Origin of the sequence: Streptomyces sp. NBC_01591 (genome assembly GCF_035918155.1) — a bacterium.
In the GTDB taxonomy this organism is placed as follows: Bacteria; Actinomycetota; Actinomycetes; order Streptomycetales; family Streptomycetaceae; genus Streptomyces.
This window is the reverse complement of the sequence record NZ_CP109327.1, coordinates 3,548,413-3,563,229: the sequence shown is the minus strand read 5'-3', so window position 1 is coordinate 3,563,229 and position 14,817 is coordinate 3,548,413. Positions and strand designations below refer to the sequence as shown.

General features: G+C 72.3%; 14 protein-coding genes. 12 read left to right on the top strand and 2 right to left on the bottom strand.

From position 1 onward, the window contains the following. Position 1 precedes the first annotated feature (1 nt). Together OG978_RS16510 and OG978_RS16505 are read left to right on the top strand one after the other, a co-directional pair. Positions 2-625 (top strand): hypothetical protein, encoded by a 624-nt coding sequence (locus tag OG978_RS16510; protein ID WP_326765957.1) that lies wholly within the window; start codon positions 2-4, stop codon positions 623-625. A gap of 116 nt (positions 626-741) precedes the next feature. Next, positions 742-1,308 carry a hypothetical protein gene (locus OG978_RS16505; RefSeq protein WP_326765956.1) on the top strand — a complete coding sequence of 189 codons (567 nt, stop codon included), beginning with the start codon at positions 742-744 and terminating at the stop codon, positions 1,306-1,308. Positions 1,309-1,332: 24 nt separating this feature from the next. On the opposite strand, the gene OG978_RS16500 is transcribed toward OG978_RS16505, so the two are convergent. Continuing rightward, a complete protein-coding gene (locus OG978_RS16500; protein WP_326765955.1) occupies positions 1,333-1,797 on the bottom strand; it encodes a roadblock/LC7 domain-containing protein in 465 nt (154 codons plus the stop codon). Between the two features lie 359 nt (positions 1,798-2,156). Here OG978_RS16500 and hutU point away from each other — a divergent pair, with 359 nt between their 5' ends. The 4 genes from hutU (at position 2,157) to hutI (ending at position 7,715) form a co-directional block, all read left to right on the top strand. Further along, positions 2,157-3,818, top strand: coding sequence for a urocanate hydratase (hutU, locus tag OG978_RS16495; RefSeq protein ID WP_326765954.1), 1,662 nt, complete (start codon positions 2,157-2,159; stop codon positions 3,816-3,818). A gap of 101 nt (positions 3,819-3,919) precedes the next feature. After that, a complete protein-coding gene (locus OG978_RS16490) occupies positions 3,920-5,134 on the top strand; it encodes an allantoate amidohydrolase (protein WP_326770050.1) in 1,215 nt (404 codons plus the stop codon). Then, positions 5,125-6,510, top strand: coding sequence for a formimidoylglutamate deiminase (locus OG978_RS16485; protein WP_326765953.1), 1,386 nt, complete (start codon positions 5,125-5,127; stop codon positions 6,508-6,510). Before OG978_RS16490 ends, OG978_RS16485 begins: the two co-directional genes overlap by 10 nt. A 32-nt stretch (positions 6,511-6,542) precedes the next feature. Then, on the top strand, positions 6,543-7,715 hold the full coding sequence (gene hutI, locus OG978_RS16480; protein WP_326765952.1) for an imidazolonepropionase: 1,173 nt from the start codon (positions 6,543-6,545) through the stop codon (positions 7,713-7,715). Positions 7,716-7,894: 179 nt separating this feature from the next. Here the strand turns inward: hutI and OG978_RS16475 are convergent, their stop codons facing one another. After that, the gene (locus OG978_RS16475; protein WP_326770049.1) at positions 7,895-8,899 is read right to left on the bottom strand and encodes an RNA polymerase sigma factor SigF; all 1,005 of its coding nucleotides are present in this window, start codon (positions 8,897-8,899) and stop codon (positions 7,895-7,897) included. A 283-nt stretch (positions 8,900-9,182) separates the two neighbouring features. On the opposite strand from OG978_RS16475, the gene OG978_RS16470 reads away from it, so the two are divergent. The 6 genes from OG978_RS16470 (at position 9,183) to OG978_RS16445 (ending at position 14,707) form a co-directional block, all read left to right on the top strand. Further along, the gene (locus OG978_RS16470; protein WP_326765951.1) at positions 9,183-9,551 is read left to right on the top strand and encodes an STAS domain-containing protein; all 369 of its coding nucleotides are present in this window, start codon (positions 9,183-9,185) and stop codon (positions 9,549-9,551) included. Between the two features lie 192 nt (positions 9,552-9,743). Continuing rightward, complete coding sequence (locus tag OG978_RS16465) at positions 9,744-10,259, top strand: ATP-binding protein (RefSeq protein ID WP_326765950.1); 516 nt, start codon at positions 9,744-9,746, stop codon at positions 10,257-10,259. A gap of 190 nt (positions 10,260-10,449) precedes the next feature. Further along, positions 10,450-11,121: an LPXTG cell wall anchor domain-containing protein gene (locus tag OG978_RS16460; protein ID WP_326770048.1), complete on the top strand. Its 672-nt coding sequence runs from the start codon at positions 10,450-10,452 to the stop codon at positions 11,119-11,121. Between the two features lie 51 nt (positions 11,122-11,172). Beyond that, positions 11,173-12,180, top strand: a complete 1,008-nt coding sequence (locus OG978_RS16455; RefSeq protein ID WP_326765949.1) for a hypothetical protein — start codon at positions 11,173-11,175, stop codon at positions 12,178-12,180. Further along, positions 12,177-13,322, top strand: coding sequence for a hypothetical protein (locus tag OG978_RS16450; protein WP_326765948.1), 1,146 nt, complete (start codon positions 12,177-12,179; stop codon positions 13,320-13,322). Before OG978_RS16455 ends, OG978_RS16450 begins: the two co-directional genes overlap by 4 nt. 38 nt (positions 13,323-13,360) lie before the next feature. Beyond that, entirely contained in the window at positions 13,361-14,707 is a 1,347-nt protein-coding gene (locus OG978_RS16445; protein ID WP_326770047.1) for a hypothetical protein, read from the top strand. Positions 14,708-14,817 lie beyond the last annotated feature (110 nt).

Below are 14,817 nucleotides of genomic sequence, written 5' to 3'. Positions count from 1 at the left end.
CGTGGATGATGATGCGGTGCTGGAACTGCTGCCGGGAATCGGTGTCCTGCTGCCGGGCGGGGCCGGGGTGCTGCGATTCGGGACGGGCGCCGATGCGGCCCGTGACCTGCTGACGGCGGCGGCGCCCGGAGTCCACCTGGGGCTGCAGTGCGGGTCCCTGACGATCGAGGGCTACCCCGAACTCCGCCACGCCCACGACGCCTGGCTCGGTGGCTACCTCTTCCAGCCCGGGTGGAACACCGTGGCCGAGTTCGACAGGCTCCGGCTGACCCTGGCCGGTGGCGGCCCGGACGCGGCGGACGGGCTCGCACGTGTCGAGGTGCTGAGCGTGCGTCCACCGTCGGGGGCGGGCGCGGCTGCCGCGGTGTGGGACGGCGTCGATCTGTTCGGGCACCCGGCCGAGGAGGTCCTCCCGGTGCTCCCGGAGGCGGTTCGGCTGCCGGAACCGGCCGCCGGTGTGGACGTGCCCGCGCTCGGGCTGCGGCTGGGCGGGAACGCGCCGGTGGGCGACAGGTGGCGGCAACTGGCCCTGGTCGACACGGAGTCCGACGGCTGGGCGTGCTGCTGTGCCGGCCGGTTCCACTGCGCCGAGGGCGGCGACGGACTGGTGGGGATCATGCGCTGAGGGGGGCACGCGACGGGGCTGCTCCCGCGAGCTCGCCGATTCTCAGGCACCGCTCATCTACAACCACTAATCTCCGGCCGGAAGGCTCACGAGGAGCTGCGGAGAGGGGTACGGACGTGGGACGCGGAGCGCAGTCGTTGGCGAGGGTGGCCGTGATCGTACGGGCCGGGGCCGCGCCGCTGTGGTGGCCGGGGCTGCTGGCCGCGGCGATCGGCACGCTGGTTCCGGGGCTCACCGGACGCCGGATCGGCCTGCTGTCCGGGGCCGCGCTGTTCCTGATCACCGCGGCCGTGGTGGCGCTCGTCCGGAACCGGAGGTACGCGGAACTGGCCGGGGGCGCCACGCGTGCCGGGCGGTCCGACTTCCTCCAGGACCGGGCCGTGACCGTACGCAATTGGCGGCGCGGGCACCGGTGGTGGCTGCTCGGGGCGTTCCTGGTGGCGGTGGCGAGCGCGTTCCTGCTGCCCGGGGCCGGCGGGATGGTGCTCGCCGGGGCGGGCGCCGGGCTCTGGATCAAGGCCGTCAGGATCGGGCGGCGCGAGCAGCGGGACGACGCCCTGTACTGGGTGCGGACCGACTGGGTGCAGCGCGGGCGGCCCGCGGGCAAGCGGGTCAAGGGGTACCGGACGACCGGGCCGATGGCGGGGGACGCCGCGCCCGGCGGGGCGCGGCGCCGGCGCTGAATCCGCCCGCCGGACCTTTGGCGTTCAGGGGCGGTGCGGCAGCGGGCCGGGCTGCGGGGGCTGCTGCCGGGGGGAGGGGGCCGAGGGCGCCGGACAGGCGGTGCGGCGCGGCGCGGCGTCGATCAGCTCGCCGATACGGGCACCCGCCCGGCGGCCCTCGAAATGGAGAGCGTCGACATCGATCCGGTCCTCGGTGAGCAGGGTGAGAACGGCCGAGTGCCCTGCGGCGTACGAGGCGATGCAGCCGGAATCGCCCCGTACGAGAAGCTCACCGAAGCCACCCCGGCCGGTCGCCTCCGTCATCCGCGTCGCGACGCCGAGCGCGGCCGCGGTCAGCGCGGCGACACGCTCGGGCTCCACCCCCGGGGTGTCATGGGCCAGGACGAGACCGTCGGTGCCGGCGACCAGGGCGCCGGACAGGAGCGGGAGCCCGGCCCGTAATCGCTGGAGTTCGGCCAGGACATCCTGCGCTTCGGCTTCAGGAGCCATCGGCTCTTTCGTCCCGGCGCGCAGTCTGAGTGCTCGGATCACAGGGGCCTCCCAGGTGTCTCTGAGCCGGCGCGGCAGAGCGACTGCGGGCGCGCGGACGCCCCTCCCGGCTCGGTGTGCGGATGTGCCCACGAGGCTACGCAACGCGCTTGCCCCGAGTGGGAATTCGGCATTTCCACAGGCACATGCCGGAGGCGTACAGGGGTGCGTGGAGGGCGCGCGGTGGGGCCGCGAGGGTGGTCTGTGCGCGGGCGGGCGCGGGCCGCCTGTCTCCGTGCGACGGTGCGGGACTGTTGACTACGAGTATTCAGACCATCAGGATGTGAATAGGAGACTTACAGTCGCGAGGAGGCACCGCCATGTCAGGACCCCGCCCCGTACGGGCACCGCGCGGTACGGAACTGAGCGCCCTGGGATGGCAGCAGGAGGCCGCCCTGCGCATGCTGCAGAACAATCTCGACCCCGAGGTCGCCGAGCACCCCGACAAGCTCGTCGTCTACGGCGGCACCGGCAAGGCGGCCCGGGACTGGCGCTCGTTCGACGCGATGGTGCGCACGCTGCAGACGCTCAAGCAGGACGAGACGATGCTCGTCCAGTCCGGGCGCCCGGTCGGTGTCATGCAGACGCACGAGTGGGCGCCGCGCGTCCTGATCGCCAACTCCAACCTGGTCGGCGACTGGGCGAACTGGGAGGAGTTCCGCCGCCTGGAGGCGCTCGGGCTCACCATGTACGGCCAGATGACCGCCGGATCGTGGATCTACATCGGTACGCAGGGCATCCTGCAGGGCACGTACGAGACGTTCGCCGCCGTCGCGGCGAAGAAGTTCGGCGGGACGCTGGCCGGCACGATCACCCTGACCGCCGGACTCGGCGGCATGGGCGGCGCCCAGCCGCTCGCAGTGACCATGAACGACGGCGTCGCGATCTGCATCGACTGCGACCCGCGCGCCATCGAGCGCCGGATCGAGCACCGCTACCTGGACGTGCGCGCCGACTCCCTGGAGCACGCCCTCCAGCTGGCCACCGAGGCGCGGGACGCCCGCAGGCCGCTCTCCATCGGGCTGCTCGGCAACGCGGCGGAGCTGCTGCCCCGGATGCTCGCCGAGGGTGCCCCGATCGACATCGTCACCGACCAGACCAGCGCGCACGACCCGCTGGCCTACCTCCCGCTCGGGGTCGACTTCGACGACATGGCCTCGTACGCCGCCGAGAAGCCCGCCGACTTCACGCAGCGCGCACGGGAGTCGATGGCCAAGCACGTCGAGGCGATGGTCGGCTTCATGGACGCCGGGGCCGAGGTCTTCGACTACGGCAACTCGATCCGCGGCGAGGCCCAGCTCGCGGGCTACGACCGGGCCTTCGACTTCCCGGGCTTCGTGCCCGCCTACATCCGGCCGCTCTTCTGCGAGGGCAAGGGGCCGTTCCGCTGGGCCGCGCTCTCCGGTGAGGCGTCCGACATCCACAAGACCGACAAGGCGATGCTCGAACTCTTCCCGGAGAACGAGTCGCTGCACCGCTGGATCAAGATGGCCGGCGAGCGCGTCCACTTCCAGGGGCTGCCCGCCCGCATCTGCTGGCTCGGCTACGGCGAGCGCGACCGGGCCGGCGAGCGGTTCAACGACATGGTGGCGAGCGGTGAGCTGGCCGCGCCGCTGGCCATCGGGCGCGACCACCTGGACTGCGGCTCCGTGGCCTCCCCGTACCGGGAGACCGAGGCCATGCTCGACGGCTCCGACGCGATCGCCGACTGGCCGCTGCTGAACGCCATGGTCAACGTGGCGTCCGGGGCCTCCTGGGTCTCGATCCACCACGGCGGCGGCGTCGGCATGGGGCGCTCCATCCACGCCGGGCAGGTGACCGTCGCCGACGGCACGAAGCTGGCCGGCGAGAAGATCCGCCGGGTACTCACCAACGACCCGGGCATGGGCGTCATCCGGCACGTCGACGCCGGGTACGACATCGCGGAGTCGGTCGCCGCCGACAAGGGTGTGCGTGTGCCGATGACAGAGGATGGACAGTGAGCCTTCCGTCCGGGAACGGGAACGGGAACGGGGCAGGGACGGGGCCGGGGACAGTGACCGGCACCGGCGCAGGGGGCGGCGGCTCGTCGTCGTTCCAGGCCATGTGGCGGGAGCTCCTGCCGATCGGCCGGAACCAGGACAGCGGGGGATACCGCCGCTACGCCTGGACCGGGGCCGACGCCGACTGCCGTGCCTGGTTCCGGGCGCAGGCCGAGGCGCGCGGGCTCACCTACGAGGTCGACCGCAACGGCAACCAGTGGGCCTGGCTCGGTGACCCCCTGGCCGGGGACGCCGTCGTCACCGGATCGCATCTCGACTCCGTACCCGACGGCGGCGCCTTCGACGGGCCGCTCGGCGTGGTCTCCTCCTTCGCCGCGCTCGACGAACTCCGCCGCAGGGGAGCGGAGTTCACCCGGCCGCTGGCCATCAGCAACTTCGGCGACGAGGAGGGGGCCCGCTTCGGGCTCGCCTGTGTGGGCTCCCGGCTCGCCGCCGGACAGTTGACCGTCGATGCGGCGCACCGGCTCCGCGACGGCGACGGCATCACGCTGCCGCAGGCCATGGAGGCGGCCGGATACGACCCCGACGCCATCGGCCCGGACCCCGAACGGCTCGCCCGCATCGGCGCGTTCGTCGAACTCCATGTCGAGCAGGGGCGCGCCCTCGACCTCACCGGCGACCCGGTCGGCATCGCCTCCGCGATCTGGCCGCACGGCCGCTGGCGGTTCGACTTCCGGGGCGAGGCCAACCATGCGGGCACCACCCGTCTCGCCGACCGGCGCGACCCGATGCTCACGTATGCCGAGACCGTGCTCGCCGCCCGCCGCGAGGCGGAACTCGCCGGCGCCCTCGCCACCTTCGGCAAGATCGCCGTCGAGCCGAACGGCGTCAACGCCATCCCCTCCCTCGTCCGCGGCTGGCTCGACTCCCGCGCCGCCGACCAGGAGGCCCTCGACACGGTGGTCACCGGCATCGAACGGGCCGCCAGGGAACACGCCGAGCGGGCCGGGATCGACCTCGATGTCGTACGGGAGTCCTTCACGCCCGTCGTCGAGTTCGAGCACGCCCTGCGCGACGAGCTCGGCGCGATCCTGAAGGGCTCCGCCACCCGGGACACCGGTCGCGACGTTCCCGTCCTGGGTACCGGCGCCGGACACGACGCGGGTATTTTGTCCGCTTCGGTCCCTACCGCCATGCTGTTCGTACGGAACCCCACCGGGATCTCGCACTCGCCCGCCGAGCACGCGGGGGAGGACGACTGCGTGGCCGGGGTGATCGCACTCGCCGACGTACTGGAAGGTCTCGCGTGCAGCTGACAACGGAACCGACGGGCAGGCCCGCCACCGTGACGTACTGGTTGTCCCACGCCTGGCTCGGCACCCACGTCGAGCCGGGCGTCGCCCTGGACGTCTCCGGCGGGCTGATCGCGGGCGTCCGCACCGGCGTCGCCACCCCGCCGCCAGGCGCCACCGTGCTGCGCGGGCTCACCCTTCCCGGGCTCGCCAACACCCATTCGCACGCCTTCCACCGCGCCCTGCGCTCCACCGTCCAGGTGGGCTCCGGCACCTTCTGGACCTGGCGCGAGACCATGTACCAGGTCGCCGCCCGGCTCACCCCCGACTCGTACTACGACCTCGCCCGCGCCGTGTATGCCGAAATGGCGCTGGCGGGCATCACCGCGGTCGGCGAATTCCACTATCTGCACCATGCGCCGGGCGGCACCCCGTACGACAACCCGAACGCGATGGGCGAGGCCCTGATCGCGGCGGCGGCCGAGGCCGGCATCCGGATCACGCTGCTGGACACCGCCTACCTCTCCGCCGGATTCGGCAAGCGCCCCACCCAGTACCAGCAGCCCGACCGGCACCAGCTGCGCTTCTCCGACACCACCGCGGACGCCTGGGCCGAACGCGCCTCCCTCCTCAAGGGCGGCGACCACGCCACAATCGGCGCTGCCGTCCACTCCGTGCGCGCCGTGCCCGCCGCGCAGCTCGCCACCGTGGCCGCCTGGGCCGAGGCGCGGCAGGCCCCGCTCCATGTCCACCTCTCCGAGCAGACCGCGGAGAACGACGCCTGCCTCGCCGCCCACGGCTGCACGCCCACCCGGCTCCTCGCCGACCACGGCGTCCTCGGCCCGCGCACCACCGGCATCCACAACACCCACCTCACCGCCGAGGACATCGCACTCCTCGGCTCCTCGGCGACCGGCACCTGCATGTGCCCCACCACGGAACGCGACCTCGCCGACGGAATCGGCCCCGCCGTCGCCCTCCAGCGCGCCGGCTCGCCGCTCTCCCTCGGCAGCGACAGCCACGCCGTGATCGACCTCTTCGAAGAGGCCCGCGCGATGGAGCTCGACGAGCGCCTGCGCACCCGGGCACGCGGTCACTGGACGGCGGCCGCCCTGCTGCGCGCCGCGACCGTCGACGGGCATGCCGCGCTCGGCCGGCCCGAGGCGGGCGTCATCGAACCCGGTGCGCCCGCCGATCTGGCGACCGTCGCCCTGGATTCGGTCAGAACAGCGGGACCGGTGCCCAGGCTCGCTGCCGAAGCGGCCGTATTCGCCGCCTCCGCGGCCGATGTGCGGCACACGGTCGTGGCAGGCCGGCACATCGTCCGCGACGGGCGGCACGCGCTCGTCGAGGACGTACCCGCAGCACTCGCCTCGGCCATCGCCGCCCTGCACGGCTGACGCCGGACCCCCGCAAGGAGAGCAGCCCCCCGATGACGACGACCGCCATCACCAACATCGCCAGTCTGGTCACCAACGACCCCTCCCTCCGCACGGATTCCCCCCTGGGCACGATCCGGGACGCGGCCGTCGTCATCGAGGGCGACCGGATCGTCTGGACCGGTGAATCCAGCAAAGCACCCGCCACTGACAACGCCGTCGACGCGGGCGGCCGGGCGGTGATCCCCGGCTTCGTCGACTCCCACTCCCACCTCGTGTTCGCGGGCGACCGCACCGAGGAGTTCAACGCCCGGATGTCCGGCCGCGCCTACAGCGCCGGCGGCATCAGGACCACGGTCGCCGCCACCCGCGCCGCCACCGACGAGGAGCTCGCCGCCAACGTCGCCCGCTACCTCGCCGAGGCGCTGCGCCAGGGCACCACCACCTTCGAGACCAAGTCCGGCTACGGCCTCACCGTCGAGGATGAGGCCCGCGCCCTGCGCATCGCCGCCCAGCACACCGAGGAGGTCACCTACCTCGGCGCCCACATCGTCTCCCCGGACTACGCCGACGACCCGGCCGGCTACGTCGACCTGGTCACCGGAGCGATGCTCGACGCCTGCGCCCCGTACGCCCGTTGGGTCGACGTCTTCTGCGAGAAGGGCGCCTTCGACGGCGACCAGGCCCGCGCGATCCTCACCGCGGGCATGGCGAAGGGCCTGCACCCCCGCGTCCACGCCAACCAGCTCGGCCACGGCCCCGGCGTCCAGCTCGCCGTCGAACTCGACGCCGCGTCCGCCGACCACTGCACCCACCTCACCGACGCAGACGTCGACGCCCTGGCCCAGGGCAACACCGTCGCCACCCTGCTCCCCGGCGCCGAGTTCTCCACCCGGGCCACCTGGCCCGACGCCCGTCGCATCCTCGACGCGGGCGCCACCGTGGCGCTCTCCACGGACTGCAACCCGGGCTCGTCGTTCACGTCCTCCATGCCCTTCTGCATCGCCCTCGCCGTGCGCGACATGGGCATGACGCCGGACGAGGCCCTCTGGTCCGCCACCGCGGGCGGCGCCGCGGCCCTGCGCCGTACGGACGTCGGCCGCATCGCCCCCGGCGCCCGCGCCGACCTGGTGCTCCTCGACGCACCCAGCCATGTCCACCTCGCCTACCGGCCGGGCGTTCCGCTGGTCCACGCGGTCTGGCAGCGCGGGGAACGCGTCGTCTGAGCACCGCTCAGCCCGGCCCGCGATGCTCATGCCCGACGCCCGTGACACGGCGTCAAACACGCATCAGACATGCATCAGACATGCGGAAGGACCCGCCCCTTTGCCGGGGCGGGTCCTTCCGCACGGTTCCGCGGTGCGCCGCTGCTCGGATGCTGAACGGGCAGGCGACACACGGCCGTTCACTCCTCCAGAGTCAGGCCCTTGCGGAGCTTGACCAGTGTGCGGGAGAGCAGCCGCGACACATGCATCTGGGAGATGCCCAGCTCCTCACCGATCTCCGACTGCGTCATGTTGGCGACGAACCGGAGCGAGAGGATCGTGCGGTCGCGGCGCGGCAGCGCGGCGATCAGCGGCTTCAGGGACTCGACGTACTCGATGCCTTCGAGCCCGTGGTCCTCGTAGCCGATTCGGTCGGCCAGCGAGCCTTCGTTCTCGTCCTCCTCGGGCTTGGCGTCCAGCGAGCTCGCGGTGTACGCGTTGCTCGCGGCCATGCCCTCGACGACCTCGTCGCGGGTGATGCCGAGGCGGTCGGCGAGCTCGCCCACGGTGGGCGATCGGTCCAGTCGCTGGGCGAGCTCGTCGCCCGCCTTGGCCAGGTCGAGCCGCAGCTCCTGCAGCCGGCGCGGGACGCGCACGGACCAGCTGGTGTCGCGGAAGAAGCGCTTTATCTCACCGACGATGGTCGGCATCGCGAACGTCGGGAACTCCACGCCCCGGCTGAGCTCGAAACGGTCGATCGCCTTGATCAGGCCGATGGTGCCGACCTGGACGATGTCCTCCATCGGCTCGCTGCGGGAGCGGAACCGGGAGGCGGCGAACCTGACCAGGGCCAGGTTCAGTTCGACGAGCGTATTGCGGACGTACGAGTACTCGTGGGTTCCCTCTTCGAGGGATTCGAGCCGTGCGAAGAGCGTCTTCGACAGCGCCCTGGCGTCCAGCGGCCCCACTTCGTCGTAGGGCGGGATCTCGGGAAGTCCTTCGAGACCGTCACTCACGCCGTGGCCGTCGGCGCCGACGTGGTCGAAGCCACCGATGTGGCCGGTGTCGCTGATGTTGCTGGTGGTGCTTGTGCTGCTGCGGGTGCCGTCTCCGGCGTTCGCGGCAGGGGAGTCTGAGTGGGTCAGTCCCTGAGGACATGCTGACGTCGCGTTGTGGGGACGCGGTCCGTCGAGCCGGGGTGACATGGTCTCCTCCATCGTTCTCGGCATATGGCTGCCGATGCCCATACGTGTTCCTGCGGTGAAGCGGCGCCTCCGAAGCCGGCCGTGTTTTGGGTGTCCTCCTACCCTTACCCGGTCCGGACGGACAGTTACAAGCGCCAATTGACGCTATATGTCCGGTTTGTTGAGGTCTTCGAGTATCGCGTGGCGCACAGACCGCGTACTGTTTCAAGAACGTCAGAGACAGCACATACGCATCTGCGCACGCTAAGACGCAGGCAGTGACGAACGGCGAAGAGGGACGGGCATGGACCGCGGGACGGTCGGCAGTGCGAACCGGGGTCGGCTTCAGGTCGAGGTCCGGACCGAAGGGCGCAGCGAGGTCGTGACGCCGGTGGGTGAGCTGGATCACCACACGGCGGATCTGTTGCGAGAGCCCCTGGAGCACGCGGTCGAGCAAGGGCGGGTGCGCCTGGTGGTCGACTGCTCGGGACTCGAATTCTGTGATTCCACCGGGCTCAATGTGCTGCTCGGTGCCCGCCTGAAGGCGGAAGCGGCCGGGGGAGGGGTCCATTTGGCCGGAATGCTGCCGGTGGTGGCGAGGGTCTTCGAGATCACCGGGGCCGAGGCGGTCTTCACCGTCCACGACTCCCTCGAAGAGGCCCTGAACACCTGACCGCGGCGCGCATCGCGACCCCGGGCGCCCCATGTGTTGCCCGTGTCACGCGATCCGCGCAGACGAAGTGGGTGTTGTCACGATTCGGCCGGGCAGAAGACATCCGGCGGAGCCGTGGGCGACCAGCACGCTCTGTATCTGTACTTGTAACTGTTAGATGGCGACATGGTGAATCGGTGAGGTGAAGCGCTGATGAGCACCACCCGGCAGCATCCGCCGGGCGACCTCGGCCGCGAGCCGCAGGACGCCGGCGTGGACGCGGACGCGGGCGCCGGTGCGGCCTCCCCCGAGCCGGTCGAGCGGCAGTGGCGCACCCTGTCGCTGCGGGGTGTCAGCGGCATCGTGCCGACCGCCCGCGACTTCGCCCGCCAGGCGCTCCACGAATGGGGCTGGCTCCCCGCGTCGAGCGCCGACGGCAGGGCCGCCGCCGAGGACGTCCTGCTGGTCGTCTCCGAGCTGGTCACCAACGCCTGCCTGCATGCCGACGGGCCCGAGGAGATGCGTATCGCCTGCACGGCGAAGGTGCTGCGGGTGGAGGTCGCCGACGCGGGCGCGGGACAGCCCGCGCCGCGTACCCCGCACCGGGCCGGACGGCCCGGCGGGCACGGCATGTTCATCGTGCAGCGGCTCTGCCTGGACTGGGGCGTCCTGCGGGTGCCCGGCCGGTCCGGGAAAACCGTCTGGGCGGAGCTGGCAGCCCCCGCATAGCCCGCCGGTACGACCCCGGGGGCGCACCGCCCCGCCATTTGCACCACCGAAGAGCGTGCCGGATCGGCGCGCTCTTTGTCTTCCCTCCACAAGGCGCCGGGCGTACCTTGAGCGCCGATCTGATGTGTCGTCAGTAACTTGCGTCGGTGGGAACCGGCGTGCGGCGACTTCCGGCATGAGGGGAACTCAGGTGTCCTACCAGAAGCGAACAGCTCTCGCGCTGGCGTCCGCGCTGGCGGGCACGGTGGTGCTGATGGCCGCGCCCGCCGCCCACGCCACGGTCGTGGACGTCGACTACAAGTGCAAGACCCCGATCGGCGACAAGAGCGCCGTGTCTCCCATCGACATCAAGAGCGTCAAGAGCGACGGCGGCTACAAGCTCACGATGTCCTTCCAGAAGGGTGTTTCCTCCAGCCCCGTCGAACTGGGCAAGGGCGCGATGAGCCCCAGCGCGGTAATCGAGGTGGGCGGCGCCGACTCCGGGCAGGTCCAGGTCTCCGGCGCGCCGAACTCCGCCGCGATACCCGCCAACACCCCCATCAAAATCAGTGACTTGTCGGGTACGTACACCCCGAAGAAGAGCGGCAAGGTCGACTTCACCGCCGGAGTACTCACCATCAAGGCACTCGGCACGACCACGACCTGCACCCCCGCCAACAGCCCGGGGCCGTCGCTCCAGCTCGATGTGACGGCCGCGGGCAACACACAGAGCGCCCCGGACGACGGCGGCGGGCAGCTGCCGAAGACCGGTCCGCTCGATTCGGCCGTGGCACTCGGCACGCTGGGCGGCACGGTGCTGCTGACCGGTGCGGCCGGGGTGCTCTGGCTGACCAGGCGCAGGCAGGGGGCCGTCGGCCGATAGGGCGCCTCCCGCCGGACCCAGCCGCCGCCGTCACGCACCAGGGAGCCGTCCATGCCGTCGCCGACCGGTCACGCCGCCCGACTCGCTCTTGCCGTACTGCTGTGCGCTCTCGCCATGACACCGGTGGCCGGTGCCGCGGCGGGGCCTCCGTCGCGGACGGGCGCCGCTTCGTGGACGGCGCAGCCCGCGGTGAGCGGTTCCGGCACGGGCGGCAGACCGTACTTCTACCTGGAGGGCCCGCCCGGCACCGTTCTGCGGGACCGGATCTCCGTCACCAACCCCGGCCGGTCCCCGGTCACCGTGCGGCTGAGCGGCGCCGACGCGTACGACGCGAAGGGCGGCGACTCCGGCGTACGCGCCGACGGCACCGGAGGCAGCGGCTCCACCGGGACCGGGCGCTGGCTGCGGACCGCCGCCACCGAGGTGACCGTCCCGGCCCGCACCCGGGCCGATGTGCCGTTCACCGTCACGGTGCCGGCCGGTGCGACGCCCGGCGACCACCCCGCCGCGATCGTCGTGCGCGGCGGCGACCGCTCGGTGGGCGTACGGGTCCGGCTGCGGGTCGGCGGGCCGACGCTGGCCGCGCTCACCGTCGAGGACGTCACCGTGTCCGGGCGGGCCATCCACTACACGCTGGTCAACCGGGGCAACGCGGTCCTCGCCCCGCGGATCGCCGTCCGCGCCGACGGGGTGTTCGGGACGCTGCTGCGGCGCGAGGCCCGCACCCTGCCGGTGGAGGTGCGGCCCGGACAGCGCGTCAGGCTCACCGAACCGTGGCGGGACGTCCCCGCACTCGACTCGGCGACCGTACGGCTGCGCGTCACGGCGGCGGGCGGCGCGCACGGCGAGGCGACGGCCCGTGCGGTCTTCGTCCCGTGGGCGCCGCTGACCGCCGGCGCACTGCTGGTCCTGGCCGCCGCCGGCGCGGGCACGTACGCGTACCGGCACAGGCGGTCGCGCGACCGGCGGCCGGACGACGAAGAACGGCCCGGCCGGTCACCGGGCGATCAACAGCACTCCGGAAGCAGGCACTTGGCGAAGGCGGGAGCGGAATCGTGACTGGACAGGCCGGACCGGCAGCACCCCGCAGATCAAGCCGTCGGTGGGCCGCCGCGCTGTTCGCCCCGCTGCTCGTGGCCCTGCTGCCCGCCCTGCTGATGCTCTCCGCGACCGGCGCCGACGCGGCGGATACGAGGGCCGCGGACGCGAAGCCCGTGGTCACCCTCTCCAAGCAGCAGGCGGGCAAGGGCGGTGAGATCACCGTGAAGGGCAGCGGCTGGCGCCCGAACGCGCTGCTGATGATGCTGATCTGCGGACGGTCCACGACGGACCGGGGCGTGATCGGCGGTACCAACTCCTGCGCCAACGCCGAGGGCCGGGCCGTCACTACCGATGCCAAGGGCGCCTTCCGCAAGAAGATGCCGGTCGCCGAACCGCCCGTGCCCTGCCCCTGCGTGGTGCATGTCGCCACCGTCACCGGGGAACAGGCCGTCGCCGACGCCGTGTTCGTCGTCGCGGGCCACCCGCTCGCCCCGCTGCCGAAGGAGACCGGGGGCGGGCGGCTCGCGGTGCTGGCCACCACCCGGCTGGAGGGCGACAGCGGGATCCTCACCTGGTTCGGCGCCCCGCCCGCGCGGCAACTGGTCCTCACCGTGGGCAACCTCGGCTCCGCCCCCGTCAAGGACCCGGTCTTCGAGGTCGGCACCGCGCACGGCGTCTTCGCCCCGCAGTGGGAGGAGCGGCAGTGGCGCGGCACCATCGCCTCCGGCCGCAAGGCGCAGATCAAGCTCCCGGTCGAACTGACGGCGGGCGCCCACGGCGACTACCAGGTCTCGCTCAAGTACGGCGGCAAGGTGCTGGCCGAACAGCCGTGGGGGGTCGGCCGCCCCTGGGGCGTCACGCTCTTCTGGATCCTGCTCTGCGTGGTCGTACCGGCCGCCGTGTTCCGGATCGGCATGGCGATCGTCGACAAGGTACGGCCCCGCTCCTCGCGCGCCCCGGGCCGCGCCCGGCGCCGCCGCCCCTTGCGAGGGGCCGACGCGACCGCGAGGACCCCGAAGCCGCGCCGCGCACCGAAGCCCGCCGCGGGTCCCACGGCCGCGCCCACCGACGGCCCGTCCACCACCACGGCCGCGCTGCCGTGGTTCACACCCGATTCCGCACCGTCAGAGAACGGACCGACGACGAAGGGACATTCGTGAGTACGCAACGCAGGACGGTCGCGACGGGAGTCGCGATGATGCTCGGCGGCGCGGGCATGCTGCTGGCCGCGAGTCCGGCCCAGGCTGCCGACGTCTCGTACGCGACGGAGTGCATTCCGCCGCCCATCTCCGGGCTGCCGGCCGTGCAGGGCACCACCAAGGTGCAGCTGACCGCGCCCGCCGAGGCCAAGGTCGGGGACACCGTCGAGGTGGTGTGGAAGACGGTCGAGGCCGCCTCCAAGAACCCCGACATCCTCGACCTGGACAAGGACACCGTCAAGCCGACCGGCACCCTCAAGGTGGGCGGCGCCGCCACGGGCACCGTACAGATGGAAGGGCCGCGGCAGAACCCGCCGATCCCCAAGAACAGCGCCATGGTGCTGTCCGACATGAAGGGCACGCTGAAGCTGGAGAAGGCCGGTGAGATCACGCTGACGCCGGACGCGTACAACATCAACGTCTCCAAGCCGATCTCCACGGACACCAAGTGCACCCCGAAGGAGACCGTGCAGCCGGGCGCGACCATCAAGGTCACGGACGGCGGCGGATCCACCACCGCGGGCGGTACGACGAGCGGCTCCACGAGCGGTTCCACCACCGCGGGCGGCACCACCTCCGGCTCCACTGCCTCGGGCGGCACGACCTCCGGCACCACCGCAGGTGGCACGAGCTCCGGCGGCAGCGACTCCGGCGGCTCCACCTCCGGCTCCGGCGGCGGCAGCGGACAGACCGACTTCCCCGGCAAGGAGGTCGCGGTCCACTTCACCTGTACGTCCCCGGGACCGGCCGACATCGCCTCCAAGGTGACGATCAACGCCAAGAAGAGCGGCGGGAGCTACGCCCTCACGGTGAAGACGGCCAAGGGCGTGATGGACAGCCCGGCCGCACTGCCGGCCGGTGCGCTCAAGCCGTCCATGGACATCACCATCGGCGGCGCGGACAAGGGCTCGGTGAAGGTCACCGGCCCGGCCAACGCCGAACCGTTGGAGCAGGGCAAGCCGGTCGACCTGTCCGACATGACCGGCACCTACAAGCCGGGCGCGTCCGGCAAGTCCACGCTCAGCCCCGGCACCCTGACGATCGACGTCACCCTGGGCGCCTCGAAGATCAACATCCCGTGCAAGGTCAAGGGCTCGGTGACCCCGTCGCTGGAGCTCGACACCACCGCCCAGCAGGGCGGCGCCTCCGGCTCCGCCACCTCGGGCTCCACGGGCGCCACCGGCTCCACGGCCGGTGGTACGGACTCCGGCGGCGGACTGGCCGCCACCGGGGCCGAGGACAACGGCACCCTGCGCGCCCTCGGCCTGGTCGCGGGCACGGCGATCCTGCTGGGCGGCGCCGTGTTCACCTTCACCCCGTGGCGCAGGCTGCGCGGCACCAGGTGAGCCGGCTCCCGTAACAACAGCGCGAGGGCCGCCGCACCGGTCGACGGTGCGGCGGCCCTCGTGTGCGGGCGATCAGCGCATCAGCACGCCAGTGCATCGGCGCGTCAGGT